Source organism: Campylobacter concisus (assembly GCF_902460675.1).
GTDB lineage: Bacteria > Campylobacterota > Campylobacteria > Campylobacterales > Campylobacteraceae > Campylobacter_A > Campylobacter_A concisus_AJ.
The window spans coordinates 67453-94376 of record NZ_CABPUQ010000003.1; the positions used below are offsets into that span (position 1 = coordinate 67453).

A 26924-nucleotide genomic window follows, 5' to 3' on the forward strand; every position below is an offset into this window, starting at 1 on the left:
TAGGCTAAATTTTAAAATTTAAAGGAGAGATTATGAGTAAATATAAAATTTATACCATTGTTGCACTTATCATTATGAGCGTTTGTTTTACTCTGCCAGTTCTTGGCTGGCACGGAGCAAAAGAGCGTATAGCTAATGGCGATGAGCTACCATCTTATGCTTACACTATCTACGATCTTTATAGCTCATTTCAGTATAAAAACCACCTTTTGCCAAAAGAAGTAGCGAGTGATCTTCATAAGATGATCGAGCAAAAAGCAGAGATCGGCACGCCATCTCTTCCTATCTGGTACGTATCTCTTGAAGCGCCAAACTACCCAAAGGCAGCCTTTCCAGATGGCATCCCAGTATATTTTCACGTAGATGGATATAGCGGCGACGTGCATGAGATGAATACGATAAACCACTACATCGGCATGTATCCTATGGAGCATGGTGGCAATGTCGAGCGAGCCATCGCACCTTATTATCTACTTATCGCCACACTTTGCATGCTTGCGTTTTTATACTATGACGGTAAATTTAACTCGCTTCTCATGGTGCCAACCATCATAGCACCTGTGCTATTTATGAGTGCATTTGTGGGCTGGCTATACTGGTACGGACACAATATGCAAGAGTGGGGTGCATTTAAGATTAAGCCATTTATGCCAACAGTCTTAGGCGATGGTAGCGTGGCGCACTTTACAACGCACTCATATCCAACTATCGGCTTTTGGATGATGATGGTGATGAGCGTGCTTTGCATACTTGCAGTTTTTTCAAAGAAAAAAGAGCTAAATGCGTAAATTTTCTAAATTTGCCCTTGTTTTTTTGCCACTTTTTGGCTTTGCAAACGTCCTTCAAGATGCGATAAATAACGCTAGCCCTGGCGATGTGATAAAACTAGGCGACGCCGTTTATGAAGGGGGCATAACGATAAATAAGCCTCTTACGATCATCGGCGAGGGCAAAAATGCCCACATAAAAGGGGATGGTAAGGGCAGCGTTATAAAGATCATCGCTTCAAACGTGACACTTAAAAATTTAAAGATAAGTGGCAGTGGCAACGATCTTGGCGAGCTTGACGCTGGCATAGGCTGTGACAAGGCAAATAACGTTGAAATTTCTAAAAACGACATAAGCGACGTGCTTTTTGGGATTGACTTTAAAGAGTGCAGTAGCTCAAAGATCACTGAAAACAACATCACCTCAAAAAAGGGCGCTAGCCTTGGCTTTAGAGGCGATGCGGTGAGACTTTGGTATAGCCACGAAAATTTGATCGAGCGCAACAACATCCGCGACAGCCGTGACATGGTCGCATGGTATGCAAGCCACAATAAATTTCTAAGCAACAAAGCAGTTGGCAGCAGATACTCGCTGCATTTTATGTATGCTAATCAAAATTTAGTCGAAAATAACGAATTTATCGGCAACGCTGTTGGTATGTTTTTTATGTATTCGGCTAGCTCAAATATAAAAAATAACCTAGTTATGGATAGCGACGGCGCCTTTGGCATCGGCATCGGACTAAAGGACGTGTCTGACTTTACGATAGAAAATAACACACTTATCTATAATGCGCGTGGCATCTTGCTTGATAACTCGCCCTTTCAGCCGGGATCAACTATAAATTTTATAGGTAATAAAATTTTACACAACGTAGTTGGCGTCTATTTTCACGCCACGCAAGGCACAAGTATATTTGAAAACAACGACTTTATCGGTAACATGGACATCGTCGTAAACGACACCCCGGGCGAAAAGATGCTTTTAAATAGGTGGAGCAAGAACTATTATGATGAGTATGAGAGCTTTGATAGAGATAAAAATGGCTACGGCGATACGCCATTTTTGCACCTCTCATACATCGATCAGCTTTGGCAGTACTATCCAAATTTGCAGTTTTTCTATGGCTCAAGCGTCTTTAGCGTCTTAAATTTCTTAGCCAAACTCGCTCCATTTTCTGAGCCGATAAAGCTACTTGAAGATAGTTCGCCTAGGATAAAACCGCTTGATGTTTCAAATTTCAACGCTTTAAAGGCGAAACGTGGATAGAAGAAATTTTATGATAATTGGCTCAGCCGCAGCGGTGGCTGGATACGCCATAGGCAAGTTTTTGCCAAAAGGTAGTGGCGACAAACTCTATCTTAGACCTCCAGGTGCTGTTGATGACTTTGATGATCTTTGCGTAAAATGCGGTCAGTGCGTGCAAGTCTGCCCTTATCACAGTATAAGCTTACTTGACATAGAAGATGGCTACTCAAGTGGCTCAGCTCACATCGACGCCAAAGAGCGAGGCTGCTACTTGTGTGACCTTTTCCCATGCGTGCTAGCCTGTCCTAGCGGTGCGCTCGATCACGCCACAAAGGTCGTGGGTGATGTCAAAATGGGCGTTGCAGTTTTAAGTGACACGGCGGCCTGTTTGAGCGTGAAAAGAGAAAATTTAAGCGAAGCTGGCGTTAAACATCTGCTTGATCGCAAAGCTTATAACGACAGAGAAGAGGCGCTAAAAGATAAGATAAAAGGCAAGATCGGTCAAATTTGCGATCTTTGCGTCACGCTTTGTCCAGTTGGCGATAGCGCGATAGCAATGAGCGAGGCAAATTTACCACTTATAAAAAATGGCTGCGTGGGTTGTGGCGTTTGCGCTGAGGTCTGCCCAGCAAAGATCATAAATATCGCCCCAAAGATGAGTTATGATGAAATTTACAAGGAGAAAAAATGAGAGCAATAATACCTTTAATAGCTGCTGCATTGATATTTGTCGGCTGTGAAAAGAGCGGGGACAAAGCGCAAGAGGCTGCTAGCGAGCAAGGCGCAAATGCGGCGACAAGTGCTAGCATAAAGGTCGAAAAAAATGAAAACAACGAGAGTGCAAATAAGCAAAATGAATTTATAAAATACGACATGCACGGCGAAAAAAGCGTCAAATTTGGTCTTGAAGATAACAACGTAAGCCGCCAGATCGGAGCGCTTGCCATGGTAAAAAGCCCGCTTCAAACTATAAATTTAAGGCTTATAAAGGGCAGACTTAGCAAGGACTTCATCACTAAGTGCTCAGCCTGCCACGATGACTATGCAAATGGCATCATCGGACCATCTCTTCTAACAAAGAGCGAGGATGAAATTTTCAAGATGATAAACGCTTATAAAAACAAAGAGAAGGTAAATGTGCTAATGCGTGATCTTGTTAAAAAGATGGATGAGAGTGAGATTAGAAAATTAGCCAAAGAGATAAGCGATTTTAATGCGCAGTTTAGGAGCAAACAATGAAAATCGGAAAAATCATAACGATCATTTTAGCGGTGCTGATATGTGGCATCATGGTGTTTATGCTAAGCCAAACTCCGCCTAAAAAGGAGAAAGTAGAAGCTAGCGTTCAGCCAAAAGTGGAGCAAAATATCTCAAAAGAGCAGTCAAAGTCTAGCGAGGAATTTGCCAGCGAAGATGAGCTAAAAAAGGTAAAAGAGCTAAGCCTAAGCGTGGCTAAGACGCAAAATGAAGGCGTTAGCAGGCAATACCTAACCTCTTGCGCACCATGTCACGGCGCAAATGGCAAGGGCGTCGTAGCGCCTGATATCACTCATCTAAGCAAAGAGGATCTGCTAAAAAAACTGGCTGATTACAAGGCTGGCAAGGTGCAAAACACGCTTATGAAGGGCTTGCTGACAAATGTTAGCGACAGCGATCTAAACAGCCTTGCTGATGAAATTTCTAAATTTAAAAAGTAAAAATGGATAAATATAACGTTCGTGCGACCGTTAGAAACGTAAGCTTTCTAAGCACGCTAATAACGACTACAAAAGATGGCAAAAAGCGTCCAAGCATACGTTTTTGGCGAATTTTTACCATCGTTTTAGTTCATCTTTTGTTTGTGCTCTCATACAGGGTCGATGTGCAAATTTTAGAGGGCGACATCAGCGCTTCAAGGATACTTGGCTTTCACCTAGCAGACGCTTTTATGAGCTTGCAAGTCTTTTTGGCAACGCATGAAATTCATGTAAATTTGCTCATTGGCTCGCTTAGTATCTTAGCCTTTTACATCATTTTTGGTGGCAGGGGCTTTTGCTCGTGGGTTTGCCCATACTCACTTATAAGCGAGATAGCTGAGAAAATACATGAAAATTTGCGCGCCAAAAAGATAGTAAAACCGCGAGTTTTTGACACAAAGTGGCGATACGCCTTTACTATTTTGTTTTTGGCTCTTAGCTTTGCTAGCTCAAGCTTAGTCTTTGAAATTTTTAACGTCGTTGGGATATTTTCAAGATTTATCATCTATGGCTACTTTCACGCTATCTGGCTTGTTGTAGCTATGCTTGTGGTTGAAATTTTCTTCTCACGCAGGGCGTGGTGTAGGTATGTTTGCCCTGTTGGAGCGACTTATTCGCTACTGGCTAAACCAAATGCGATAAAGGTCAGTTGGGATAAAGAAAAGTGCGATCACTGCTTAGTTTGCACCGATGTTTGCCTAGTGCCACACGTGCTTTTTATGACAAAAAAGGGTGCAAAAACTGATGATAGCAAAAAGCTCTTTAGGATAGCTGGGGCTGACTGCACGCTTTGTGGCAGGTGTATCGACGTTTGCCACCAAGATGCGCTTAAATTTGACAACGGCTTTAAGAAACTCATATAAGGAAATTTTTTGATAGATATAAAAGAAGTAACGAAAATTTTTGGCTCGCAAAAGATACTTGATAGCGTCAGTCTAAATGTAAAAGCTGGCGAAAAGATAGCGATACTTGGGCAAAATGGAGCTGGCAAAAGCTCGCTCATGCGTATCATCTTGGGCGAGTTTGTGCCAAATAGTGGAAGCGTCGCGATAAATGGCGTAAATACCCTAAAAGATAGAAAAGAGGCACTAAAGTTTATCTCATTTGTGCCGCAAACCCCGCCACCACTTAAATTTAGCCTACGTGAGCTTTGCGAGTTTGTCTGCAAAAGCTCAAATGTAAAATTTGAAGATATTGAGAAATTTAGCAAGCTTTTGGAGCTTGACCTGCATGCAAATTTAAACAAGTCATTTTACAAGCTCTCGGGTGGTATGAAGCAAAAGATGTTAATAGCCATCGCATTTGCCAAAGATAGTGAAATCTTGATGTTTGACGAACCAACGGCAAATTTAGATGTAAAAGCAAGGGAGTCTTTTAAAAATTTGCTCGATAACTTCACGCAAAAAAAGACGTTAGTTTTCATCTCGCACCGCATAGATGAGATCGCTCATTTGCTTGATAGATGCGTCTATATGGACCTTGGCAAGATCATCAAAGAAGAAAATTTAAGGAGCAAGAGTGAATAACCTTTTTTTAATAGCAAAACTAGACGTCAAAGAGTCGTTTCGCTCAAGGTGGTTTGCGATCTATGCGCTTCTTTTTTCTGCTTTGATGATAGGATTTTTATTTAGCGGAGTGACGGACTCGCGCGTGCTAGGCTTTTCTGGGCTAACAAGGGCGCTACTTTTGTTTATACAAATTTGCGTCATCATCGTGCCGATATTTATCCTCATCTCAACCGTTAGAAGTATAAATCAAGACAGGGACACAAACCTGCTTGAATACGTGCTAAGCTTCCCGCTAAGCCTTAAAGAGTACTACTTTGGCAAGGCGCTTGGGCGGACATTTGTCGTTTTTGTGCCGCTTTTGTTCTCGCTTTTGCTTTGCGTGGTGGTTGGCTTTATAAAGGGCGTGTCGATACCTTGGAGCGTGCTGGTGCTCTACTTTGGCCTGCTTTTTAGCCTAAGTATCGTCTTTTTATCGCTTGGCTTTTTCATCTCAAGCCTTATCAAAAACCAAGAAACAGGTCAAGGCGTGGCGTTTTTGCTCTGGCTTATCATGCTAGCTTTTATCGACCTAGCGCTCATTGGGCTGCTTATGCGAAGCTCAGTCGATGAGTATGTCATCTACTCTATCGCGATGTTAAATCCGATCGAGCTTTTTAGGATAGCCGCACTTAGCCTTTTTGACCCAAATTTAGCAGTCATCGGCACTGCATCTTACTTTATATTAGGCACATTTTCAAAAGCGACCTTCGTAGCTTATGCGATCATCTATCCTTTAGTGCTTGGCGCGATCTTGCTAGTTTGCGGCTATTTGGGCTTTAGCAAGAGAGATCTTGTTTGATTGTTTTTTGTTAAATAAGAGTTGGTTTTAAATTTAGACGAGGCTTGTATTATTCCACTTGTCCAACAAGAAACCTCCTTTTTGTAATGACCCCCTTTCCCCCAAAGGGGGTTTATCTTTCTCAAGGAAATTTATGAAAAAATCCATTTTATTTTTAGCCTTTGCCATTTTATCTCTAAGTGCAAACTGGGATGAAAATATGCAAAACTGCATCAATAAAAGTGACGCAAAAGCTTGCGAGAGCTTTACTAAAAAGCTTTCAAGCGAGTGTGAGAACAAAGACAAAACCTCTTGCTTTTTATATGCTGACATGCTAGGGCGAGGTCTTGGCGTTGAAAAAGATCTGGTTAAATCTTACGAAGTTTTTAAGTCGCTTTGTGAAAATGGTAGCAGCGAAGCTTGCTATGAGCTAGCTACAAAATATCTGCAAGGAAACGGCGTAGAGCAGAGCTTTGATCTATCTGCAAATGCCCTTGATAAAGCTTGCAAGATGGGCAGCAAACGAGCTTGCAACGTCCTAGAGCTTGTGCCTAAGAATTGAAATTTATCTAACATTTATATCTATGACGAAGTAAATTCGCAAATTTTAAAACTTCATTCACTCGCAAGAATTGACTACTAAAATTTGGCTTCGCTTATCGCTTAACTCAAATTTTAGAGCCAAAATTACTCGTTCATGAAATTTTAAAATTTACTATAAATTCTCTCACATAAAACTCATGCGGCACGACAGTGCTATCGCATGCACTTCTAACGTCGTCGGGGTTAGGGGATTGTTAAGGGGGAAGGGAGCGACTTCGTAATTCAAGCCTCTTCCCCCTTAACAAAGAAATAAAACTTTAAATTTTTAAAAAACTATTTTGCAAATTTTAAAACTTTACTCACTCGCTCTATAATAAAACGCATGCAGTGCGTAGCACTGACGCATGCCACTTCTAGCGTCGTCGGGCTTTACTTCGACTTCGTCTCGTAACTGCGAGCAGAAGAGGGATCTAAAGGAAGATAAGGGGACGGACTTCGTGTCTGCCCCGCAGTTGCGAGCTAGCGAAGCAAAATTCAAGTCCCCTTGTCACCCTTTTGGATAAAAAGAATTTACAAATTTAATGAAACTATTTTACAAATTTTAAATTTTTACTCACTCGTAAGAGTTGGCTACTAAAATTTGGCTTCGCTTAACGCTTAGCTCAAATTTTAGAGCCGAAATTACTCGTTCATGAAATTTTAAAATTTATCCGAGTTTTTAAGCGCATTTAGTGAGATACCTTTTTTACGTCGCTAAATAAAACACGTTTAGGTGTAATAAAAATAAAATTTCAAATGTTAATTTTTTTATACAAAGCATATATTTTTACCTTTTTAAAAGAGAAATTTTTCTAGTAAATGCCTAAATATCGTGATTTAATTTAGTATTACGCAGAATTTCTTTTTTATTAACTAAAAATTTCATTAAAATTTATATTTAAATAATAACATTTCATCGTCCTAAACGGACCCTCCTTTTTGTAGCGGTTAAGACTTTGCTTCCCCCTTTTCTGGCTTTTCCGCTTACACAAAGAGGAGTTGTCTCTTTTTTTTAAATCAAATTTTTACCTTTCTAAACTCAAATTTCACAAGCGTCACTTTCTTTTTAAAATTATATTTTGATAATGGTTTTAAAAATTATAAAAGCAAAAATCTTATAAAATTGCAAGCTGTTATCAAGACTAACTTTTAAAAGGTGGCAAAAGGGGTGAAATTTTTAAATTTAAAGCTTTTTTACAAGGTGCATGCGTATTTGTCGCTTCTCTTTTTTATCCCGCTTGTTGTAGTTTGCTTTAGCGGCGCGATCCTGGTTTATAAAGATGAGCTAAACAGCCTTTTTCGCCCAAATATCGTAAATGTAAATTTAAACAAAGAAAATTTGAACAAAAGGATCAGCTTTGATGAGCTAAGAGATATCATCGCAAGCGAGCTTAGCGGCTACGAGATGGTTGGCATAAACATCGATGCAAACCCTAAAAAATGCGACAAAATTTGGCTAATCGAGCATAACGATAGCAAAAAAGAGTGGAAATTTGTCTATTTTGACGCTTTTAACGGCAAGATAAAGAGCGAGCCACTGGCACATGATGAGGGATTTTTCGGGGTTTTAGCGCATATCCATGAGCAGCTTCTTCTTGAGAAAAGTGGCAATGTTATCCTTTTTCTAACAGCTATTTTTACATTTTTTATCTGCATTAGCGGCTTTGTGATCTACCGCAAATTTTGGCTAACTCTGCTTAGACTGCGCGTAAGTGGACTAAATGTTTTCATGAACGACATCCACAAGATAATAGGCATTTTTTGCACGCCAGTTTTGCTTCTCATTTGCATAAGTGGCGCCTGGTGGGAATTTCAGATGGCACGCACGCCAGAGTTTAAAGATGACTTCGTAATAGACGCAAAAATTTATAACAAGAGCTTATCCCTTGATGAGCTGGTGGCGCGAAGCAAAAAGGATATAAAAGGCTTTGAGCCACACTTCATATCGCTGCCTTTCATGCAAGGGGCAAACATCCGCATCTTTGGCTACGTGATATGGCAAAGCTTTTTGCATAACGAATACTCAAGCGTTATCACCTACGACAAAGAAAGTGGCAAACTAGTTAGCGTCCTAGACATAAAAAATGCAAATTTAAGCGAGAAAATCCTCTCAGCCTTTAGAAGATCGCACTTTGGAAACTACAACCAAACTACAAAATTTATCTGGTTTATAGTGGGCATCTCGCCGTTAGTTTTGAGTATCTCAGGGCTTTATCTGTGGTTTAGAAAATTTAAAAGGAGAAAAAAATGAAAAAAATTTTACTTAGCTTAGTTGCTTTAAATTTGGCATTGCCTCAAATTTACGCTAGTGAAAATGAGAAGGTTTTATAAGCGGTCGATGTCGTGGAGAGCGAGCGAAGAGACGATGCAAACTACTTTGCAAAAGAGCTTGTAAAGAGCACAACTAGGCTAAATTTAACCTCTCGTCAAACGCCACAGTCGCTAACTGTGCTAACAGAAGCAAGGCTAAAAGATCAAGGCATCAAGGACTATCAAGTGCTTCTTAGAAATGTCCCAGGCGTCACGCTAAACAAAATGGACGAGCGCGTATATCCGACGGCTCGTGGCTTTAAGATAGATTATTACTTGCTTGATTCGATGCCTAGCTTTAGCGGCTTTAGTCTTGGCGCATATGATATGAGCTTGCTACCTTATGAAAGAGTTGAGGTGGTAAAAGGGGCAAATGGCCTACTTGCAGGCGCTGGCAACCCAGCTGCTAGCTTAAATTTCATAAGAAAAAGAGCAGACTCAAAGGAGCTAAAAGGAAATTTTGGACTAAGTGCTGGCTCATACGATAGATACGGCGTAAATGGCGATGTGCAAACGCCAGTAAATGAGAGCGGAAGCGTTAGGGCAAGGCTATCTTTTATGCATGAGAAGTCGCACTCTTATATGGACTATTATAACCGCAAAAATAGCGCGATTTACGGCGTAGTCGATAGCGACATAGGCGATAACTCATGGCTTAGCCTTGGTGCGTTTTATCAAGAGCTAAGACGCCACGGGGTTAGATGGGGCGGCATGCCAGCATTTTACACAGATGGCTCTAGGACAAATTTTAGTAAAAATGAAATTTTCTCTCAGCCTTGGACTAGATGGGATATAAAAACGCTTGATTTCTACGCTGATTTTAAACACTACTTTGAAAATGAAGCAAGCTTAAATTTAAGCTACTCATTTAGGCGGGCAAACACTGACTCAAATTTACTCTACTACGGCGGAGCAGTAAATTTAGATGGCACTGGCAACATAGGTGGTCTTAGCGCCTATGCAAACAAAAGAGAGGAGAACATCCACAACGTCGATGCGTACGCAAATATCCCTTACGAGATAGCAAATTTATCCCATGAGTTTGTCTTTGGCGCGATGTATAACAACTATAAAAAAAGTAGCGATAAGGTAAGTAGCTACTGGTTGCAAAGGACTACGCCAGCTGGGCTTGCTTATACGGCAAGAAGCAGGATTGATTTTAAAAACTTGCACCTTGATGATCCAAAATTCCCTTACGAAGATCAAAACAATAAAGACAAAACGATACAAAAGGCATTTTACGCGGCAAATAAACTATCAATCACCGATGAGCTTAAATTTTTGCTAGGTGCTAGGGTGAGCTACTACAAATACGAGATCGAAGGCGGCAAAGACAATAGAAATTTCACAAATGAGATCACGCCATATCTTGGCGTCACTTACGACATCGGAGCAAACCACACTCTATATGCGAGCTACACGAGTATATTTCAACCTCAAACCGCAAAAGATGCAAATGACAAATATCTTGATCCGATCCAAGGCAAAGACTATGAAGTGGGCATCAAAGGCGAGTATCTTGACGGGGCGCTTCAAGCAAGTCTTGGCGTCTTTAAGATCGTGCAAGACAAGCTTGGCATAAACACAGGCAAGAAAAATCCAGCGACAAATGCTGACATATATGAAGCTGGCAAAGGCGTGACAAGCAAGGGCGTCGAGCTAGATCTAAACGGCGAGATCACTAAAAACTTAAGCCTAAGCTTTGGTGCAACGCACTTTAACACAAAAGATGCTAATGGCGAGAAATACGCCACCGACTCATCAAGAAGCACGGCAAATTTATTTGCAAAGTATGAATTTAGGGACTTTAGAGTAGGGGCTGGAGCTATGTATAAGAGCAAAATTTACACTGGCAAAGGCGCAGGTGAGATCACACAAAAGGGCTACACTTTGGCAAATTTGATGTTTGGATATAAATTTGGTAAAAACTTTGACGTGCAGCTAAATATCGACAATCTCTTTAATAAAAAATACTACGAAGGCATCGGCAAAAACATGATGGTTTATGGCGATCCACGCACATTTAATCTCAGCTTTAACTATAAGTTTTAGCTAAATTTACTCTAACGCGCCAGCTAAATTTCTAGTTGGCGCTCTTCATTTTTTGCATAGTAGGTGTATAATTTCAAGAAAACTAAGGAATTTGCATTGCTTAAAGTGGAAGTGATATATAAATTTTGTCTTGTTTGCACTCTTGCTTGTGGGATCTGCCTGCTTGCATTTACTGGGCTAAATTTCGCCATGGGTGATTATAATGAGTGGATGATGAGCGCGCACAAATTTGCAGGAGCTTTGATCGTTTGTGCCGTGATCTTGCACCTTTTTAACCGCAGAAGAAAGCTAGTAAAGCTCGTAAATGAGATAATCGACGTCATCACACACCGCAAAAATCCAACTATATGCAACATGGACCGCATCATCGCTTCGCTTGAGCCTTACACTATCAGTGAAATTTCACGCATGCTTGGCTTTGACGAGACTGAGTTTTGCAAGAGTTTGCGCGAAAATGATGTTAAATTTAATAACGCCAGCCAGACCCTGCGCCAGATCGCACGGCTAAATGATGAGAAGATATTTTTTGTGCTTGTGCTCATCGTCGAGGCCAAATTTGGCAAGAGATTTTGCGGCGCGGTAAGCTGCAGCGTCGGGAGAAAATTTTAGTGCTCGCTATGCGCACGCCACCTCTGCTCTTCAAGGTCGATGTGATATAAAAACGTCCTAATGACCTCTTCATCGATCTTTGGATCTTTGTTTAACTCGCAAAGTGCCTTTCTTTGCTCCTCTAAAATCTCAAAATACCTCTGTCTGGTCTCGTCGCTGATCTCAAAATTTTCGCTCTCAAGCTCGAAATTCCAAACCTCTTCAAGCTTTTGAAATAAAAAATGCTCATCGCCCACAAATTTCTCTTTTTTAAATTTAAGCGAAGCCTGCGCAAGTGCTTTTTTGATCTTGATCCTTGCAAGCTCATTTGGCATGTGGTCGTTAAAGTCTGGAAATTTCACGCTTTTGATGAGTAGTGGCAAGCTTAAGCCCTGAAGCACAAGCGTTAGCAAGATCACGACAAATGTTATAAACAAGATGAGGTCTCTGTGCGGAAAGGGCTCGCTCCCAGCCATGGCAGGGATAGAAAGTGCCGCAGCCAGCGAGACTACGCCCCTCATACCAGCCCAGCCGACGATAAAAGGTGTGGCTTTGCCAGGGTTGCGATCGTCCGCCACGCTGATATAGCGCTTCATAAACATCGTGATATAAACAGCGCCATAAGATGCCATGAGACGGATGACGATGAGCACAGCAGTGACTAAAACGCCGTAAGAGACCGCCTCAAAGAGCGAGACGCCGCTACGCTTGAGGCCTGCTAAAATTTCAGGCAGATCAAGGCCGATCATGGTAAAGGCAAGGCCGTTTAGCAAAAAGATAAAGTTGTTCCAAACGGGCACCGCGTGGATCCTTGTTGAAGCGGTAAAAATTTCATTTTTCTTAGTAGAGAGATAAAGTCCGCCACAAACCACCGCCAAAACGCCGCTAGCGCCAAGCTCCTCAGCCAAGATATACATGATATAAGGCGTCGTGATCGTCATTATCGTGTCGCTGTTTTCATCAGTTGGCAAAATTTTATGTAAAAAATAAGCCGCAAGTGCCACTACAAGACCAGCCAAAACGCCGCCAACCACCATCCAAACAAAGCTAGCAGCTGCCTCATACCAGATAAACTGTCCAGTCGTGACCGCAACTGCGGCGAAGCGAAAGATGATGAGCGATGAGGCGTCATTTAAAAGGCTCTCGCCCTCCAAAATGGCGCTGATCCTGCGTGGGGCTTTGACAAATTTAAGGATAGCTGCCGTGCTCACCGCATCTGGTGGCGAGACGATGGCTCCTAGCATGAAGCCAAGAGCGAGCGAAAAGCCAGGGATCACTAAATTTGCTATCACTGCAACTGCTGCTGCGCTTACGAAAACCACGATAAAGGCGAAACTGCCGATCGTACGGCGCCATTTATAGAGCTCTTTTAGCGAGTTTGCCCACGCAGCCTCATAAAGAAGTGGCGGCAAAAATATCGATGAAAATAAGCTCGGGATCGATCTTGATACTTGGTAAATTTGGCACAAAGCTAATGGCAAGCCCGCCAAGGACCAATAGCACTGGATAGGCGATCTTTAGGCGGTTTGAGACCATCACTAAAGCGATGATGATGGCTAGCAGTGCAAAAAATAGCAGCAAATGTTCGATCATTTTGTCTCTTTTTGGTTTTATAAATTTGCATTAAATTTAGGAGATTTTAGCACTTTAGGTTTAAAATATTTATCTGTTTAGTTTGACTTATTTTAAAAATTTAATATATTTTTGACTTTTTTTTGATAATATACAAATAAATTAATTCATATTTTTACCACTATAATTATTTTAGACATTTAAAAGTCTTAAAGTTCTTTATATAATTCAATTAATTTTATCTAAAGGAGCAAAAATGAAAGCAATGGATGTGGCAGCACATGTAATTAATAGATGCATTGAAACAGGGCGTCCTATAACAAATTTAAAGCTCCAAAAAATATTATATTTCTTGGATATGACTTTCCTTGTTCAAACTGAAGAAAGACTCATAGATGATAATTTTGAAGCTTGGCAATATGGTCCAGTTGTCCCGGCAGTTTATAGAAATTTTTCTATGTTGGCAGCTAGTCCAATAGTAATTAAGCAGGAATTCCAAGAGAATTTCCCTGATGACTACTTGGATAAGATAAATAATAAAATAGATAGTCTTGCTGATACCCCAGTTTGGGATTTGGTAGATAAAAGCCATAAAAAAGATACCCCATGGTATAAAGCTTTTCATAACAAAAGTTGCAACAAGGAAATCTCAAGAGAACTAATGAATGATTTTGCTAAAGAAATAAGAAACAATAAACAATGAATCCAAACGACCCATATGGCTGGGGAGAGAAATTAGACCCTAGATTTAATAGAGATGGTGACAATAAGTTATGCGAAATATTAAATAATTTATGTTGTATAGAAGATGCGCCAAACGACAGCTTTGTAAGTGAGTTGAGAGAAGTATATAAAGATAATTTTAGACATAGCTACTCGTCTATTAATGCTTTTTTAATAAAAATATCAGAAGGTGATATAAGCAAAATAACTATAATTGCAAATAAGCTGTTAGACATTTATGTTGAAATAAATAAGAATTTAAAAGAAAATGATAAAAATGAAGAAGATTTTTTAAGGCATTTGTTTAAATTATATGATCATATAAATTTAGAGGCAGTCCAGCTTCAATTTATGGCAACTACAAGTGAGCAAATAAGAAAAACAGAAACAAATATTCAAAATACTGAGAATAAAATAAACGAACAATCTAGTGAAGTAAGCAAAACAAAAGATAGCATTCAAGCAACAAAAAAAGAAATAGAACAGGTAAAAATTACTATAGATAAAACACAGGCAAATTATGTTGCTATTTTAGGTATATTTGCTTCTATTATAATAGCTTTTGTTGCAAATATGTCTTTCTCTGCTTCTGTTTTGCAAAATATAGACAAACCCAATACTCTCAAACTTGTAGCAATTATATGTTTCTTGGGCGTTTTTATAGTCAATATACTAAATTTGCTTTTTAACTTTATTAGAGAAATACATTTTGGTAAAAAAGAAAATAATGGATGTTGTTCTAAGCTTTGGCTTTTTAATATAACAATAATTTTTATTGCTACAATATGCCTTATTAAGTCTTTAGATTATGATAAAAAATATTCACAACAAAAAGATAGTAATTCTACTATTAATTTTAATATCACCTCTCCTCGCTTTTAACAGTAGTAATTGTATTATTTTAATGCATATTGTAAATAATAAAATAGAAATGGTATCAATTATATTTTAAAAAATTGGTTAATAAAGGTTGATGTTTATAAAGGATTATAATTGCTTATAAGTAGTGGCGGGCAGAGAGAGATTCGAACTCTCGGTGAGTTGCCCCACACACGCGTTCCAGGCGTGCTCCTTAAACCGCTCGGACATCTACCCAAGAAGAAGGTGATTATATCCTCATTTGCTTAATGCTTGGCTTTTAGAGCTTTAGCCCCAAGATAACGACATCTTTATACTCGCCATCCATCAGGCAAACGCCCGGCAGTTCGCCCCATTTTTCAAAGCCAAATTTCAAAAATAGCTCAAGGCTTGCTTCGTTTTTGCTAAAGATTAGCGCGATGATATTTTTTAAATTTAGCTCTCTAGCTTCATTTAGGCTGTGGGCTAAAAGCTGCTTGCCGATACCCCTTTTAAGAGCCTTTTTAGCGACATAGATGCTTATCTCTACGCTTATATCGTAAGCGATCTTGGGGTTAAAGTCACTTAGCGAGCAGTAGCCTAAAATTTCATCATTTTCTTTGTAGATAAAGATAGGGCGCGAGCCGCCGTGGGCGTTAAACCAAGGCTCTCGCTCCTTTGTGCTAACTGGGTGCATATCCGCAGTCGCACTTCTTTCTAATATGTAGTCGTTATAAATTTGCGTGATTGCAGGAAGATCGCTCGGCTTTGCCCGTGAGATCAAGCCTAACCCCTTTTTGCCGCCTGATAGACTGGCTCAAGCTTTGCTGCGACCTCTTTTAGGTCTTTTATCCTGCTCTCGTTTGATGGGTGAGTGCTTAAAATTTCAGGTATTTTGCCAACATTCGTCTTGCTCATTTTAACCCAAACTTCGACCGCCTCTTTTGGATCGTATCCAGCTCTTGCCATTAGCTCAGTGCCGATGCGATCGGCCTCTGTCTCATGTGAGCGAGAAAATGGCATTGAGATGGTGTATTGCGTAGCTAAACCTAATGCACTTGCTCCAAGATTACCAAGTCCAGCAACAGTTGCTACTGTAAGGATGCCAATGCCTGTTAGCTGGTCAGTGCTAGCTTGCTCTCTGCCGTGCTCTCTAAGTGCGTGGGCGATCTCGTGACCCATAACCGCTGCTAATTGCGCATCTGTTAGATTTAATTTCTTAACAATACCACTATAAACGACGATCCTGCCCCCTGGCATGCACCAAGCATTTAGCGTATCTTCGTTTATGACATTTACTTGCCACTTCCATTTTAGGGCGTCGTCTCTGAAAACGCCAGTTTGCGCGATCAGCCTTTTTGCGATATCTTGAACCCTTTTTGTGAGGATCGGATCGACATTTAGCTCGCCCTTGCTTCTAGCAGCTGTGAGCGTCTTGACATAAGCTTGAGCCGAGCTTTGCTCCATCGCTTCAGAAGATACTAGCATGAACTGCTTGCGATCTGCGCCCACAACGCCTGACTTTGTGACGCTCGTGCAGCCAGTGATAAGCATGCTAGCTGTTAATAACGTAAGTAAAATTTTTTTCATTTTCATCCTTTTTGGATTAAAATTTGGCGTATTATAGCTTGTGTTGGATATGCATTGTTAAACGAGGGGAGAAATTTAAATTTTGGGTGGGTTTTGGCTTTTTGCAAATTTTAAACTTTCATTCACTCGCAAGAATTGACTACTAAAATTTTGCTTCGCTTAACGCTTAGCTCAAATTTTAGAGCCGAAATTACTCGTTCATGAAATTTTAAAATTTGTCTGAGTTTTTTGATATATAAATTTAACCCACTACGCTTTATAGTCTATATTTCTCTCAAATTCTCTCAAACGCTTATTGACCGATCTTAGCTCCGTTATCGTCGTCCAGTTATCGATAAAGACGCTAAAGCTCTCTCTGACCTGTGAGAAAGCGTTGCTAGCTTGGATCAAAACACCAAGCGTGATGACACCGCTAAATAGGCCATTGCCCATGATGATGTAAGGCACGATGACAAGAATTTGCGAAAACGAGATGAGCCAAAGGTTGAAGTAGCCATAGTGCAAAAATAGCTTGTAGTAGTTTAGCTTTACCCCTGTAAAAAGCTCTAGCATGACGTTTGGCTGGCAAAATTTGAGCTTATCATCCTCGCCATAAACTAGCTCTTTTCTAAAGGCCGCCTCTGCTTTTTGGTTGTTATACTCAAGATGTGGTAGCTTTATGCCTACAAACCACGATACGATGAGGCCTCCAACGCTAATTAGTAGAGCGATATAAACTAGCGAGCCATTGATATCTTTGATGTAAGGTAGGCTCACACTCTTGCTTAGCTCCCAAAGTACCGGTATAAAGGCGATGAGCGTCATAAACGCCTTTAAAACCTGCACGCCAAGGCTCTCCATGATCTTAGCAAAGCGGTAGATGTCCTCTTGGATACGCTGCGAGCTACCCTCGATGTCGTTTTGGCAGTTTCGCCAAAATTTGAGGTATTTAAAGGTCATCGCCTCCCTCCAGCGAAAGACCCAGTGGCTCGCAAAAAACGATATCACCGTGTAGGTCACGACGTAAGGCATGGCGATCTTTATGAAATTTAATATCTCGCGCCAAAACTCATCTACTTTGTGATCCTTTGAGTTTTGCACGATGTCGTAGAAATTTTTATACCACTCGTTGATGCGGACGTTTAGATGCGTTTGATAGACAAGTAGTAAGATGATAAATATCACTCCGCCGTAAGCCCAAAGCGCCCATTTTTTGTCTTTAAAAAATGATGAAAACATAAAGTACCTTTTGTAAATTTTGGCAATTATAGCAGGCAAGGTTTAAGCATTTATATAAAATTTAAACCAAAACTATATCATTTTGCAAATTTTAACGTAAAGGAAAATGATGAAGAAATTTGCATTTTTAGCTCTTAGCCTTTGTGCGACCTTGGCGCTTGCGGCCGATATGAAGGTCTATAAAAGCCCAACTTGTGGTTGTTGTGGCAACTGGGCCAATGCTATGCAAAAAGCTGGCTTTAGCGAAGAGACCATAAAAGTAGATGATATGGTCAAGGTCAAAAAAGAATTTCACGTGCCACTAGAGCTTTCAAGCTGCCACACAGCTATCGTTGATGGCTACGTTATCGAGGGTCACGTGCCAGCTGATGAGGTCAAGCGCCTGCTTGAGCTTAAACCAAAAGATGTCGTTGGTATCGCAGTGCCTGGCATGCCTATGGAGAGTCAAGGTATGGAGCAAGGCGGCAAAGCCGAGCAATACGATGTCATACTCTTTAAAAAAGATGGCTCGCAAGAGGTCTTTGCTACTTACATCGGCTCTAAAAAGCTAAAATAACTTCAAATTTAGACTTAGCTCGTCTTTTGATGGGCTAAGTTAAAAAGAAATTCCCTTGCTAATGGCGATGATGCAGAGTAAAAAGGCTATCGGCACATAGATAAATTTACCTACAAAATACCAAAATGAGCCGTAAGTTTTATTTGCTCCTGAATTTACCTCGTCTAAAATTTCTTCTTTTTTAATGATCCAAAACCAAGATATTGCGCCGATGACTGCGCCGATTGGGATGATGTAGATAGAGACAAAGTCCATCCAAGGTCCCCAGCTGCTAATAGGCTCCATAAACGCTCCAACCCCAAAACAAACCACACAAAGCAGCGCAAGCACCCAAAATCTGCTAAGGCGCGGGAATTTATGCATAAGCGACTCAGCCACGACCTCAAACATATTTTGAAGTGAGGTGATACCGCCAAAGATGACTGCGGTAAATAGTATGATCGCAAAAATTTGACCGCCGATCATATTTTGTAAAATTTTAGGAAGCGTTACGAAAAGTAGCTTTGGACCCTCAGCTGGATCCATAGCGTAGGCAAAGACTGCTGGGATCATGACAAGTGCTGCTACAAGGGCTGCAAGCGTGTCAAAAAATGCCGTAGTTTTGGCGCTTTCTACGATGTCCTCATCCTTTGAAAGATATGCTCCATAAACTATCATGCCTGATCCTGTGATAGAGAGCGAGAAAAAGGCTTGACCCATCGCAGTGACCCACACCATCGGATCTTCAAGCTTGCTAAAGTCAGGGATAAATAGAAATTTATACCCCTCAAGTGCGTTTGGCAGCATCGCGACATTTATAGCCAAAATGGCAAATAACACGAAAAATAGTGGCATCATTATTTTATTAGTCTTTTCGATGCTTTTTGCTCCAAAAAATAGCGTAAGAAGCGTGCCAATAATTACTATGAAGTGATATGGAAGGACTGAGTACTCGGCAAGTGCAAATGAATTAAACCAAACATTTGTATCAACGCTCATAAATGAGCCAGTAAGCGCCTGAGTAAGGGCCTTTAGCACGTAAGCGATGATGACAGCGTAGCCAATGGCTATGCAAAGTGAGCCAGCAAGTGGAAGCCAGCCGATGATACTTCCGATGACGCCTAAATTTCTACTTTGCCAAGCAAATTTATATGATCCTAGCGTGCCAGTCTTTGCTCGTCTGCCGATCGCATACTCAGCGCTTAAGCCAACGTAAGAAAAAAGCGCCACAAAAAAGATGTAGATGAGTAAAAATGCTCCACCACCATTTGTGCCAAGCTTGTAAGGAAAGCCCCAAACATTTGCCATACCAACGGCTGAACCAACTGAGGCTAGTATAAACGCCCAGCGTGATGAAAAATTCTTTTTGCTCATTGTAAAATCCATAAATTTAGTGATGAAAATAATGTTACCAAAATATGATTTAAGAACTTTTTATAAATCTTAAATTTAAGAAAAGTTGTTACTTTTGGGCGCGGCTAATTTGACCGCTAAATATAAATTCGCTATAATCAGCCAAAATTTTTAACTCTTAAGGATCATAATTGTACCCCAGTAGCGATAACTCGCTTTTAATGGTAATACTTGCCATTATATTCATTTTACTAAACGCATTTTTTGTTTTGTCGGAATTTTCCCTTGTCAAGGTTCGCAAGTCTAGACTTGAAGAGCTTATCAAAGAGAAAAAGCCAAACGCCCAGCTTGCCTTTGAGATGTCAAACAAGCTTGATACCTATCTTAGCGCCACTCAGCTTGGCATCACGCTAAGCTCGCTTGCCCTTGGTTGGATCGGTGAGCCAGCAGTCGCAAGGCTCATAGAAGCCCCACTTAAAAATGTTTTTAATCTTAGCGATATCTTAGTTCATACAGTTGGCTTTGCGATCGCATTTACGCTTATCACGCTACTTCACGTCGTTATGGGTGAGCTTGTGCCAAAGTCAGTCGCCATAGCCAAATCAGAATCAGTAGTGCTTAAAATCGCCCGTCCGCTTCACTTTTTCTGGATACTATTTTCGCCTATCATAAAGCTTTTTGACATCCTAGCTACATCTGGACTTAAAATTTTAGGCATCCAGCCAGCAAAAGAGAATGAGCTAGCGCACTCTGAAGAGGAGATCAAGATCATCGTTGGCGAGAGCTTAAAGGGCGGCGTACTTGATAGCTTTGAGACTGAGCTTATCAAAAACGCAGTTGATTTTAGCGACACGGTCGCAAAAGAGGTTATGACGCCAAGACGCGACATGATCTGTATAAACAAACAAAAAAGCTTTGAAGAGAATTTACAAGTCGTTTTTGAGTCAAAATATACTCGCTACCCTTATATAGACGGCTCAAAAGATATCATTTTGGGCATGATACACATTAGAGATATCTTGCAGCTACACTTTAGCGAGGATAAAGAGAAGAGCTTTGATGCGATCGTGCGTAAATTTGTCATCGTGCCTGAGAGCCTTTCTATATCAAAGGTGCTTGTGATGATGAACAAGGAGCAAATTTCAGCTGCACTTGTCGTTGATGAGTATGGCGGCACGGCTGGACTTCTTACGATGGAAGATATCATGGAGGAGGTGCTTGGCGACTTTAACGACGAGCACGACGAGGTCGATCAACACTATAAAAAGATAAATGAAAATATCTATGAATTCCAAGGCAGATACGATCTAGAGAGCGTTGAGGAGCTTCTTGGCATAAGCTTTGATGAAGAGACTGATCAAGTCACTATCGGCGGATATGTCTTTAACCTTATCGGTCGTTTGCCAGTAGTTGGGGACAAGATCGAGGATGAAAACTGCTACTACGAAGTGAGAAAGATGGATGGAGCTAGTATCTCACGCGTAAAAGTTAGAAAAAAGATAAAAGAAGAAGAGGAGCCTGCTCAGGCTTAGTTTATAAATTTAATGGCTTTTTTGAGCCATTAAATTTAACTTCGTCAAATCATAAAAAAATAGGGCAAATTTAAGTGGCATTGCGCTTTTTAAAGACTTTAAGCCATCAAATTTAGCTTTTAAAACCACAAAATTTAAAGCGATACCACCTTTTTAAATAGATCTTTAAAACGTTAGCACCGCTTTTTTGTAAATTTGGTTATAAATTTTAAAATGGCTTGTGAGTTTTAAATTTATCATCCGCTCGCAAAAGTAGCTGCGACTGATCTTGTTTGTGATATTTAAATTTACTAAAGTTAGTTAGCCTTGGCGGGGAGATACGATGTCACGAAATTTCGTCATAAATTTCTCTATCGCGCTCATCTAGGCTGCAACAAGAGAGTCAAATTTTCTTTTGTTAAACCTTAAACAACGCCTCTTAATAGCTCTTTTGTAGCCAAATTTGCTTATATATTTTTATGTGTAAATTTATCATTTATAAAAGCGTGCTAGATCTTTGCCGTGCTTTAGTGCTAGCTCGTAGTAGGGCATGTCTGGATCCTCTCCTATCATCTCATAGAGCTTTTTACGAAGCTTTGGCAAAAGGCGAAGATCGCTATAATCTATCCTCTCTTTATACGCTGGCAAGCCTTGTAAAAGCAGGGCATTTGAGTAGTTTATGCCGCCAGTTTTGCTGCCAGTGATGTTAAATTCACTCTCGTATTGCGTGCGAGTTAAGCCAGTTGGTATGCTAAGCTCTCCTCGTTCTAGGCAAATTTTGTCATTGCTACTGACGATATACTCTGGGAATTCTAACTCTTGGTAGTCGATATCTTCGTGATCATAATACACCCACTTTATAGCGTCTTTATTTTTGCGGTTGAAACTGCTTTTGTAGATGAAGCTACCCGGGATGATAAATTCACGGCTTTTTAGCACTGGCGTATCTGTTATATCTTTATAAACAGCAACCAAGTAGCAGTCACTAAAAAAATCAAGCGGCCAAAGAAGCCCCTCATTTGCTCGCTTTATAAAACGGTTCATGATATCAACTAAGATTTTGCCAAAGAAATATCTCTCGTAATAGTCGTTATAGACGTAAAATATGTCCCCTTCTTTGATTTTTTTATCTGGCATTTAGCTCTTCCAGATATTTTTGTTTAGCTCCAGATCACGCACGATCTCTACAAAGTCGCTAACTCCTGCGATGTAGTTTTGCACGCTCTCGTTGCTGTTTATCGGCTTTTTAAGATCAGGCTCAAAGCTGTCCTTTCTAAGATCGATCGCGATGAAAATTTCATTTTTTAAAAACGCTGCCGAGAGTGGGGCATTAAATTTAGTTCTTAGAGTGGTTAAATTTTCCATCAGCTTTGGCGTCAGAGCATATCTTGCAGCGATCTGATCGGTCGTGTAGGTCTTAAAAAGCTCATTAAATTTAGGATTATCCATTGTCGCTTGCTCGCCATCGCTTCTTAGATCAGAAGTTCGCTTTTTATCGCAGACGTAGATCGTGGCGCTTAGCTCTTTTTTAAACTCAGCCTTTAGCAAAATGCCTTGAAATTTCACCGTTGTTGTGGTGCGTTTCTCACCTTTTACCTCTTTTGCCGCATAAAAATCGCAAAGCTTAAACTGCGTGTTATCGATCTGTCCGTAGATCATATCTTCTGCGTAGTGTCTATTTACATCGGCGTCATAAATTTTATAAAAATCGTTCAAACTTAGTCCGCCATTTGCGCTGAAATTTAGACCATAGTTTTTTACGATGACGCCAACTACTTTTTGTTTAAATTTTGCTATAAGCTCGTTTTTTAGCCCATTTATCGTCTTGCCAAGATAAAAAACTCCACCGATTAGCAAAAAGAAAAATAAATTTCCAAGGTGCAGTGATGCCAAAAAACCACTTACAACTATGATGCCAAGAAAGCCATAAACTATCATTTTAAAGGCTTTTTGCCCCATAGCAAGACGCTCTTTTTCAAGCTCGTCAAGGTCGCTTAGATCGATGCCTTTTAGTTCGTCTGCTTGCATTTTTTATGCCTTATTTTTTAAAAAGATCACCGACGTTTGGAGCAGCTGCCTCGTTTTCTGGGATATCAAAAAAGACATCTTTATGAAAGCCAAACATTGAAGCTACGATGTTTGAAGGAAACATCTGTGTGGCGTTGTTGTAAATTTCAACAGCTGAGTTGTAAGCACGTCTGGCAGCTGAAATTTGCTCTTCGACCTCGTTTAGTGTGCTTTGGATGTGAAGTAAATTTTGATTTGCTTTTAGATCAGGATAGTTTTCTACGCTCACTCTTAAACCATTTAGCAAGCTTGAAATTTTGTTATTTAGCTCAAATTTCTCCTCATTTGTAGAGGCGCTTCTAGCACTTTCTCTAAGGGCAGTGATGTTTTCTAGTAGGCCTTTTTCATGCACCATGTACTCTTTTGCAGTAGCTACTAAATTTGGTATGAGGTCATATCTTCTTTTTAGCTGCGCGTCGATGCCAGCCTCCACGCTTTTTACCTGGTTTTGCTTTGCAACAAGCGAGTTGTAAAGGCTAATGAAAAAGACAAAAATGACTGCGATAACAAGTATCACGATGACTAACGAATTCATAACTTTTCCTTTGAAATTTAAGTTTGTTGTAGTTTATCCAAAGTTGCTTAAGAGTATTTAAACACCGAGGTTGGGTGATTAAATTTAATATTATAATTTAATCTTAAATTTTACATATAATTTATATAATTAAAAATTGTTTTTTACGAGGAGGATAAATGAGAACGGTAAACGTAAAAGATATAAAAGAGACTGTTGCAAAGCTTTGCAAACAAGCCTGTTACGTCGTTACGCCAGATCTAAAGGCTGCTTTTACAAAAGCACAAACCACTGAGAGCTCATCTCTAGGTAAAGATATCTTGGGCAAAATTTTACAAAATGCCAAGCTAGCAGAAGAGGGTGTTGCGCCTATTTGCCAAGATACAGGTATGACGGTTGTCTTTGTCGAGATCGGTCAGGACGTGCATATCGAGGGCGGATATATCGAAGATGCGATCAACGAAGGCGTTGCAAAAGGCTACACTGAGGGCTATCTTAGAAAATCAGTTGTTGCTGAGCCACTTTTTGAGAGAAAAAACACCACAAACAACACTCCAGCAGTCATCCACACTAGGATCGTCCCAGGCGATAAGCTAAAGATAAAAGTCGCTCCAAAAGGCTTTGGTAGTGAGAATAAATCAATACTAAAAATGCTTGTGCCAGCTGATGGCATAGAGGGCGTTAAAAAGGTATTTTTAGAGGCTGTAAAATACGCTGGACCAAACGCTTGCCCTCCAATGACAATAGGCGTTGGCATAGGCGGCACTATGGATAAAGCTGCACTTCTAGCCAAGCAAGCCGCAGTTCGTCCAGTAGATAGCAAAAATGCCGATGCTAGATATGCAAAACTTGAAGATGAGCTTCTTGAGCTTGCTAGCAAAACAGGCGTCGGACCTCAAGGGCTTGGCGGCGATACAACTGCCATAAAAGTAAATGTCGAGTGGTATCCAACTCACATCGCAGGCCTACCAGTAGCCATAAATATCAACTGCCACGCTGCACGCCACGCAGACGCCGAGCTTTAAGGAGATAACATGTCAGAAGTAAAAAGAATAACAGCACCATTTGATAAAGAGGTGGTAAAAAGCCTAAAAGCAGGCGACAATGTCCTAATCTCAGGCACTATCATCGCTGCTCGTGACGCCGCTCACAAGGCACTAACAGAGGCTCTAGCGCGTGGCGAGAAGCTACCAGTTGAGCTAAAGGGCGAGACTATCTACTACGTCGGACCAACACCAGCTAAACCAAACCAAGCTATCGGCGCAGCAGGTCCAACAACAAGCGGCAGAATGGACAAATACACACCAACTATGATAAACGAAGTTGGTATAAATGGCATGATCGGTAAGGGATATCGCAATGATGCAGTGGTTGATGCGATGAAAAAATCATGCTGTGTTTATATGGTCGCTATCGGCGGCATCGGAGCGGTCATTAGCCAAAGTATCAAAAAATATGAAGTCTTGGCATATCCAGAGCTAGGACCAGAGGCAGTCGCAAGGCTCACAGTAGAGGACTTCCCAGCGATAGTCGCTATCGACTGCGAGGGCAGTAACTTCTACGAAGTTGGCCAAGCACCTTATAAAAAAATCTAAATCTGATCCGCTAGCTTTGGGGCTAGCGGAATTTCTTTCAAAATGAAAACTTTTTACAACGATCAAGCAAAGCCACTACTTAAATTTTTCACCAAAACCAAAAGCGAGCTAGTAAATTTAAAGCTAAAGCAAATTTTAAACGATGGCTTCATCTCAAAACCGCAAGGGATATTTTTAAAAAGCGCCATAAGAAAAAGGCAGAAATTTGAGCAAAATAAGACGCAAAATGAGTGGTCGATAAATGAGATAGTAGTTTTTGAAAGCGAGTATGAAAGCTGCGAGGAGTATTTTAGCGATGTGGGGTTGTTTGTAGTGAAGATGGCTGATAAATTTAGAGCAAGTGGCATTAGCGAGGAGATAGTGATTGCGGTTTCGTTTCAGGCGCTGCAGTTTATCACTCTGGATAGCGAGGAGTTTAAATTTATATACGAGGACTACGACGAGAGCACAAACTCCGCTCACATTAAAATTTACGCCAAAAGAGAAAACGACGAAATTTTACTATATAAAGATGGGTGTGGTGGCTACAAAACCGAAGCGCTAATCGTTTACGAGGTGGCTAGTAGTAGCCAAGACACATAGTCTCAGTCAGTTTTATGCGCTTTTCAAAGGGCGCTGGCGAGAAAAATTTGCACTTTTCTATATAAATTCTATACGAGTAGCTAAGCTTAAAATCATCATAAAATTTCTTTAAATTTAAAAATTTGATACCGCAAATTTCATGAAATTCAAAAAGCTCATAAATTTTAGAGCCATTTTTCGCCACAAGGTGTGAGGGGGCGAGTGAGGTAAATGAGCAAAAAACGCCAGTTGGCACGAGGCCATTTAAGGGCGTGCAAGCTTGCAAAGCGCTTGCAAATTTCTCTGGGACACTCTTTTTTCTAAGAAAAACGATGCGCGAGTTTTCAAATTTAGCGCTGATCGCATTTTTCCAAAAGAGGTAGGCATTTGATGAGATGCCGGCATTTTTGGCAAGCTGCGCGCTAAGCACGTAGTCATCTAAAAATTCGTTTGGTGCAAGGGTTATTTGCATCTTTGTCCTTTTGAAATTTTGCTCATTATAGCCTTTGGTGCCTAAAAATTTAGAAATTTATAGTAGGATTTTGCCAAAATTTAAAGGAGAAGATATGAAAAAACAAATTTCAACAAAAAACGCTCCACAAGCGATCGGACCATACTCTCAGGCGATTAGCGCGAATGGATTTTTATTTATCTCAGGTCAGCTTGGCGTCACACCAGCAGGTGAGTTTGCAGGTAGTAGCGTAGAGGCGCAAGCACAGCAGTCACTTACAAATTTGCAAAACATTTTGGCTGAGGCTGGACTTAGTTTTGATAATGTCGTAAAGACTACGATCTTTTTAGCAGATATGGCAGATTTTGCCAAAGTAAATGTCACATACGCTAAATTTTTCAAAGAGCCATATCCAGCCAGAAGCACGGTGGCTGTGAAGACTTTGCCAAAAGATGCACTCGTAGAAATTGAGGTTATCGCGGTTTGCTGACACATATCGTGAAAAAGTTATATCACATATAGTTAATCTTTATAAGATGGAGAGTAAAACTCTCCAAATTTATGTCTAAAAAAATTTTGATTTTATAAAATATTTTGCAATTATTTCAACTATCTTTAAGCATCCCTCATATATAATTCCAGCTCACGAAACGAGAAACCACCTTTAACTTCAACGTTAATAAAGCCTTTTTCTTATCGTTGTTCTTTTAACTTACAATTGTTAAACTATTAGTCAATCTTTGAAATCTAAACAAGTGATCGATTGAGCCAGTCTATTATGCTTAAAT

At 40.3% G+C, this 26924-nt stretch carries 29 protein-coding genes, 1 tRNA gene and 1 pseudogene; 20 read left to right on the forward strand and 11 right to left on the reverse strand.

All coding sequences use genetic code 11. The features are described from left to right. The first annotated feature begins 32 nt into the window (after nt 1-32). The 12 genes and pseudogenes from F3G88_RS09930 (at nt 33) to F3G88_RS09985 (ending at nt 11630) form a co-directional block, all read left to right on the forward strand. Nucleotides 33-788 carry a cytochrome C gene (locus F3G88_RS09930; protein ID WP_103574075.1) on the forward strand — a complete coding sequence of 252 codons (756 nt, stop codon included), beginning with the start codon at nt 33-35 and terminating at the stop codon, nt 786-788. Further along, nucleotides 781-2037 carry a nitrous oxide reductase family maturation protein NosD gene (locus tag F3G88_RS09935; RefSeq protein WP_148824022.1) on the forward strand — a complete coding sequence of 419 codons (1257 nt, stop codon included), beginning with the start codon at nt 781-783 and terminating at the stop codon, nt 2035-2037. The genes F3G88_RS09930 and F3G88_RS09935 overlap by 8 nt, the downstream gene beginning before the upstream one ends. Further along, nucleotides 2030-2707, forward strand: a complete 678-nt coding sequence (locus F3G88_RS09940; RefSeq protein WP_149712520.1) for a 4Fe-4S dicluster domain-containing protein — start codon at nt 2030-2032, stop codon at nt 2705-2707. Before F3G88_RS09935 ends, F3G88_RS09940 begins: the two co-directional genes overlap by 8 nt. Next, nucleotides 2704-3255, forward strand: coding sequence for a c-type cytochrome (locus F3G88_RS09945; protein ID WP_149716065.1), 552 nt, complete (start codon nt 2704-2706; stop codon nt 3253-3255). The genes F3G88_RS09940 and F3G88_RS09945 overlap by 4 nt, the downstream gene beginning before the upstream one ends. Next, nucleotides 3252-3713 (forward strand): c-type cytochrome, encoded by a 462-nt coding sequence (locus tag F3G88_RS09950; protein ID WP_103559174.1) that lies wholly within the window; start codon nt 3252-3254, stop codon nt 3711-3713. The genes F3G88_RS09945 and F3G88_RS09950 overlap by 4 nt, the downstream gene beginning before the upstream one ends. A gap of 2 nt (nt 3714-3715) precedes the next feature. Then, nucleotides 3716-4615 (forward strand): NapH/MauN family ferredoxin-type protein, encoded by a 900-nt coding sequence (locus tag F3G88_RS09955; RefSeq protein WP_002941641.1) that lies wholly within the window; start codon nt 3716-3718, stop codon nt 4613-4615. 9 nt (nt 4616-4624) lie between these two features. Continuing rightward, entirely contained in the window at nt 4625-5278 is a 654-nt protein-coding gene (locus tag F3G88_RS09960) for an ABC transporter ATP-binding protein (protein WP_002941553.1), read from the forward strand. Beyond that, nucleotides 5271-6098 carry an ABC transporter permease gene (locus F3G88_RS09965; RefSeq protein ID WP_103633393.1) on the forward strand — a complete coding sequence of 276 codons (828 nt, stop codon included), beginning with the start codon at nt 5271-5273 and terminating at the stop codon, nt 6096-6098. Before F3G88_RS09960 ends, F3G88_RS09965 begins: the two co-directional genes overlap by 8 nt. A 133-nt stretch (nt 6099-6231) precedes the next feature. Further along, on the forward strand, nt 6232-6639 hold the full coding sequence (locus F3G88_RS09970; protein ID WP_149712517.1) for a tetratricopeptide repeat protein: 408 nt from the start codon (nt 6232-6234) through the stop codon (nt 6637-6639). Between the two features lie 1188 nt (nt 6640-7827). After that, nucleotides 7828-8910 (forward strand): PepSY-associated TM helix domain-containing protein, encoded by a 1083-nt coding sequence (locus tag F3G88_RS09975; protein WP_149716066.1) that lies wholly within the window; start codon nt 7828-7830, stop codon nt 8908-8910. Next, nucleotides 8907-11021: pseudogene (locus tag F3G88_RS09980) on the forward strand (TonB-dependent siderophore receptor). Before F3G88_RS09975 ends, F3G88_RS09980 begins: the two are co-directional and overlap by 4 nt. A gap of 96 nt (nt 11022-11117) precedes the next feature. Next, nucleotides 11118-11630 carry a chemotaxis protein gene (locus F3G88_RS09985; protein WP_149716067.1) on the forward strand — a complete coding sequence of 171 codons (513 nt, stop codon included), beginning with the start codon at nt 11118-11120 and terminating at the stop codon, nt 11628-11630. Here the strand turns inward: F3G88_RS09985 and F3G88_RS09990 are convergent. Then, nucleotides 11627-13099, reverse strand: coding sequence for a Na+/H+ antiporter (locus F3G88_RS09990; protein WP_223228785.1), 1473 nt, complete (start codon nt 13097-13099; stop codon nt 11627-11629). The genes F3G88_RS09985 and F3G88_RS09990 overlap by 4 nt on opposite strands. Then, nucleotides 13002-13202, reverse strand: coding sequence for a hypothetical protein (locus tag F3G88_RS10580; RefSeq protein ID WP_223228786.1), 201 nt, complete (start codon nt 13200-13202; stop codon nt 13002-13004). The genes F3G88_RS09990 and F3G88_RS10580 overlap by 98 nt, the downstream gene beginning before the upstream one ends. A 235-nt stretch (nt 13203-13437) precedes the next feature. Here F3G88_RS10580 and F3G88_RS09995 point away from each other — a divergent pair, with 235 nt between their 5' ends. Both F3G88_RS09995 and F3G88_RS10000 read left to right on the forward strand, forming a co-directional pair. Next, nucleotides 13438-13884: a Panacea domain-containing protein gene (locus F3G88_RS09995; RefSeq protein WP_149716068.1), complete on the forward strand. Its 447-nt coding sequence runs from the start codon at nt 13438-13440 to the stop codon at nt 13882-13884. Beyond that, nucleotides 13881-14786 (forward strand): hypothetical protein, encoded by a 906-nt coding sequence (locus F3G88_RS10000; RefSeq protein WP_149716069.1) that lies wholly within the window; start codon nt 13881-13883, stop codon nt 14784-14786. The genes F3G88_RS09995 and F3G88_RS10000 overlap by 4 nt, the downstream gene beginning before the upstream one ends. A gap of 125 nt (nt 14787-14911) precedes the next feature. On the opposite strand, the gene F3G88_RS10005 is transcribed toward F3G88_RS10000, so the two are convergent. The 4 genes from F3G88_RS10005 to F3G88_RS10020 all read right to left on the reverse strand — a co-directional run bounded on the left by F3G88_RS10005 (nt 14912) and on the right by F3G88_RS10020 (nt 17549). Further along, nucleotides 14912-14999, reverse strand: a tRNA-Ser gene (locus F3G88_RS10005). A gap of 43 nt (nt 15000-15042) precedes the next feature. Beyond that, entirely contained in the window at nt 15043-15525 is a 483-nt protein-coding gene (locus F3G88_RS10010) for a GNAT family N-acetyltransferase (RefSeq protein WP_149716070.1), read from the reverse strand. Between the two features lie 2 nt (nt 15526-15527). Continuing rightward, on the reverse strand, nt 15528-16331 hold the full coding sequence (locus tag F3G88_RS10015; RefSeq protein ID WP_149716071.1) for a M48 family metallopeptidase: 804 nt from the start codon (nt 16329-16331) through the stop codon (nt 15528-15530). A gap of 249 nt (nt 16332-16580) precedes the next feature. Then, complete coding sequence (locus F3G88_RS10020) at nt 16581-17549, reverse strand: putative transporter (RefSeq protein ID WP_149716072.1); 969 nt, start codon at nt 17547-17549, stop codon at nt 16581-16583. A gap of 109 nt (nt 17550-17658) precedes the next feature. On the opposite strand from F3G88_RS10020, the gene F3G88_RS10025 reads away from it, so the two are divergent. Beyond that, entirely contained in the window at nt 17659-18105 is a 447-nt protein-coding gene (locus F3G88_RS10025; RefSeq protein ID WP_021090169.1) for a DUF411 domain-containing protein, read from the forward strand. Nucleotides 18106-18144: 39 nt separating this feature from the next. On the opposite strand, the gene F3G88_RS10030 is transcribed toward F3G88_RS10025, so the two are convergent. Continuing rightward, nucleotides 18145-19458 (reverse strand): sodium-dependent transporter, encoded by a 1314-nt coding sequence (locus F3G88_RS10030; protein WP_149716073.1) that lies wholly within the window; start codon nt 19456-19458, stop codon nt 18145-18147. 200 nt (nt 19459-19658) lie between these two features. Here F3G88_RS10030 and F3G88_RS10035 point away from each other — a divergent pair, with 200 nt between their 5' ends. Continuing rightward, nucleotides 19659-20969, forward strand: coding sequence for a hemolysin family protein (locus tag F3G88_RS10035; RefSeq protein WP_508610358.1), 1311 nt, complete (start codon nt 19659-19661; stop codon nt 20967-20969). 471 nt (nt 20970-21440) lie between these two features. Here the strand turns inward: F3G88_RS10035 and F3G88_RS10040 are convergent, their stop codons facing one another. Genes F3G88_RS10040 through F3G88_RS10050 form a run of 3 tightly spaced genes read right to left on the reverse strand, consistent with a single transcriptional unit; the run spans nt 21441 to nt 23550 of the window. After that, entirely contained in the window at nt 21441-22085 is a 645-nt protein-coding gene (locus tag F3G88_RS10040; RefSeq protein ID WP_103606731.1) for a sugar transporter, read from the reverse strand. Continuing rightward, nucleotides 22086-22976, reverse strand: a complete 891-nt coding sequence (locus tag F3G88_RS10045) for a DUF3137 domain-containing protein (protein ID WP_103616307.1) — start codon at nt 22974-22976, stop codon at nt 22086-22088. A gap of 10 nt (nt 22977-22986) precedes the next feature. After that, the gene (locus F3G88_RS10050) at nt 22987-23550 is read right to left on the reverse strand and encodes a LemA family protein (protein ID WP_103571980.1); all 564 of its coding nucleotides are present in this window, start codon (nt 23548-23550) and stop codon (nt 22987-22989) included. A 158-nt stretch (nt 23551-23708) separates the two neighbouring features. Between F3G88_RS10050 and F3G88_RS10055 the strand changes: the two genes are divergently transcribed. From F3G88_RS10055 to F3G88_RS10065, 3 genes are read left to right on the forward strand one after another with little or no spacing between them, the layout of a single operon-like run. Beyond that, nucleotides 23709-24554: a fumarate hydratase gene (locus tag F3G88_RS10055; protein WP_009295312.1), complete on the forward strand. Its 846-nt coding sequence runs from the start codon at nt 23709-23711 to the stop codon at nt 24552-24554. 9 nt (nt 24555-24563) lie between these two features. Further along, on the forward strand, nt 24564-25124 hold the full coding sequence (locus F3G88_RS10060; RefSeq protein WP_149716075.1) for a Fe-S-containing hydro-lyase: 561 nt from the start codon (nt 24564-24566) through the stop codon (nt 25122-25124). Nucleotides 25125-25166: 42 nt separating this feature from the next. Then, nucleotides 25167-25706 (forward strand): L-cystine-binding protein TcyA, encoded by a 540-nt coding sequence (locus tag F3G88_RS10065; RefSeq protein WP_149716076.1) that lies wholly within the window; start codon nt 25167-25169, stop codon nt 25704-25706. On the opposite strand, the gene cheQ is transcribed toward F3G88_RS10065, so the two are convergent. Then, nucleotides 25684-26157, reverse strand: a complete 474-nt coding sequence (gene cheQ / locus F3G88_RS10070; protein ID WP_103616304.1) for a cheVAW transcriptional regulator CheQ — start codon at nt 26155-26157, stop codon at nt 25684-25686. The two genes, F3G88_RS10065 and cheQ, sit on opposite strands and share 23 nt — an antisense overlap. Before the next feature lie 94 nt (nt 26158-26251). On the opposite strand from cheQ, the gene F3G88_RS10075 reads away from it, so the two are divergent. Further along, a complete protein-coding gene (locus F3G88_RS10075; protein ID WP_103589857.1) occupies nt 26252-26626 on the forward strand; it encodes a RidA family protein in 375 nt (124 codons plus the stop codon). Nucleotides 26627-26924: the final 298 nt, after the last annotated feature.

Bases quoted from the DNA above. Each gene is read 5' to 3' on its own strand.
- F3G88_RS10060 (WP_149716075.1), top strand. From the start codon at position 24,564: ATGTCAGAAGTAAAAAGAATAACAGCACCATTTGATAAAGAGGTGGTA.
- F3G88_RS10020 (WP_149716072.1), bottom strand. From the start codon at position 17,549: ATGTTTTCATCATTTTTTAAAGACAAAAAATGGGCGCTTTGGGCTTAC.
- F3G88_RS10030 (WP_149716073.1), bottom strand. From the start codon at position 19,458: ATGAGCAAAAAGAATTTTTCATCACGCTGGGCGTTTATACTAGCCTCA.
- F3G88_RS10050 (WP_103571980.1), bottom strand. From the start codon at position 23,550: ATGAATTCGTTAGTCATCGTGATACTTGTTATCGCAGTCATTTTTGTC.
- F3G88_RS10000 (WP_149716069.1), top strand. From the start codon at position 13,881: ATGAATCCAAACGACCCATATGGCTGGGGAGAGAAATTAGACCCTAGA.
- F3G88_RS09970 (WP_149712517.1), top strand. From the start codon at position 6,232: ATGAAAAAATCCATTTTATTTTTAGCCTTTGCCATTTTATCTCTAAGT.
- F3G88_RS10035 (WP_508610358.1), top strand. From the start codon at position 19,659: ATGGTAATACTTGCCATTATATTCATTTTACTAAACGCATTTTTTGTT.
- F3G88_RS10075 (WP_103589857.1), top strand. From the start codon at position 26,252: ATGAAAAAACAAATTTCAACAAAAAACGCTCCACAAGCGATCGGACCA.
- F3G88_RS10045 (WP_103616307.1), bottom strand. From the start codon at position 22,976: ATGCAAGCAGACGAACTAAAAGGCATCGATCTAAGCGACCTTGACGAG.
- F3G88_RS09995 (WP_149716068.1), top strand. From the start codon at position 13,438: ATGAAAGCAATGGATGTGGCAGCACATGTAATTAATAGATGCATTGAA.
- F3G88_RS10025 (WP_021090169.1), top strand. From the start codon at position 17,659: ATGAAGAAATTTGCATTTTTAGCTCTTAGCCTTTGTGCGACCTTGGCG.
- F3G88_RS10055 (WP_009295312.1), top strand. From the start codon at position 23,709: ATGAGAACGGTAAACGTAAAAGATATAAAAGAGACTGTTGCAAAGCTT.
- F3G88_RS09955 (WP_002941641.1), top strand. From the start codon at position 3,716: ATGGATAAATATAACGTTCGTGCGACCGTTAGAAACGTAAGCTTTCTA.
- F3G88_RS10580 (WP_223228786.1), bottom strand. From the start codon at position 13,202: ATGATCGAACATTTGCTGCTATTTTTTGCACTGCTAGCCATCATCATC.
- F3G88_RS10040 (WP_103606731.1), bottom strand. From the start codon at position 22,085: ATGCCAGATAAAAAAATCAAAGAAGGGGACATATTTTACGTCTATAAC.
- F3G88_RS09950 (WP_103559174.1), top strand. From the start codon at position 3,252: ATGAAAATCGGAAAAATCATAACGATCATTTTAGCGGTGCTGATATGT.
- F3G88_RS09945 (WP_149716065.1), top strand. From the start codon at position 2,704: ATGAGAGCAATAATACCTTTAATAGCTGCTGCATTGATATTTGTCGGC.
- F3G88_RS09930 (WP_103574075.1), top strand. From the start codon at position 33: ATGAGTAAATATAAAATTTATACCATTGTTGCACTTATCATTATGAGC.
- F3G88_RS10015 (WP_149716071.1), bottom strand. From the start codon at position 16,331: ATGAAAAAAATTTTACTTACGTTATTAACAGCTAGCATGCTTATCACT.
- cheQ (WP_103616304.1), bottom strand. From the start codon at position 26,157: ATGCAAATAACCCTTGCACCAAACGAATTTTTAGATGACTACGTGCTT.
- F3G88_RS10065 (WP_149716076.1), top strand. From the start codon at position 25,167: ATGAAAACTTTTTACAACGATCAAGCAAAGCCACTACTTAAATTTTTC.
- F3G88_RS09935 (WP_148824022.1), top strand. From the start codon at position 781: ATGCGTAAATTTTCTAAATTTGCCCTTGTTTTTTTGCCACTTTTTGGC.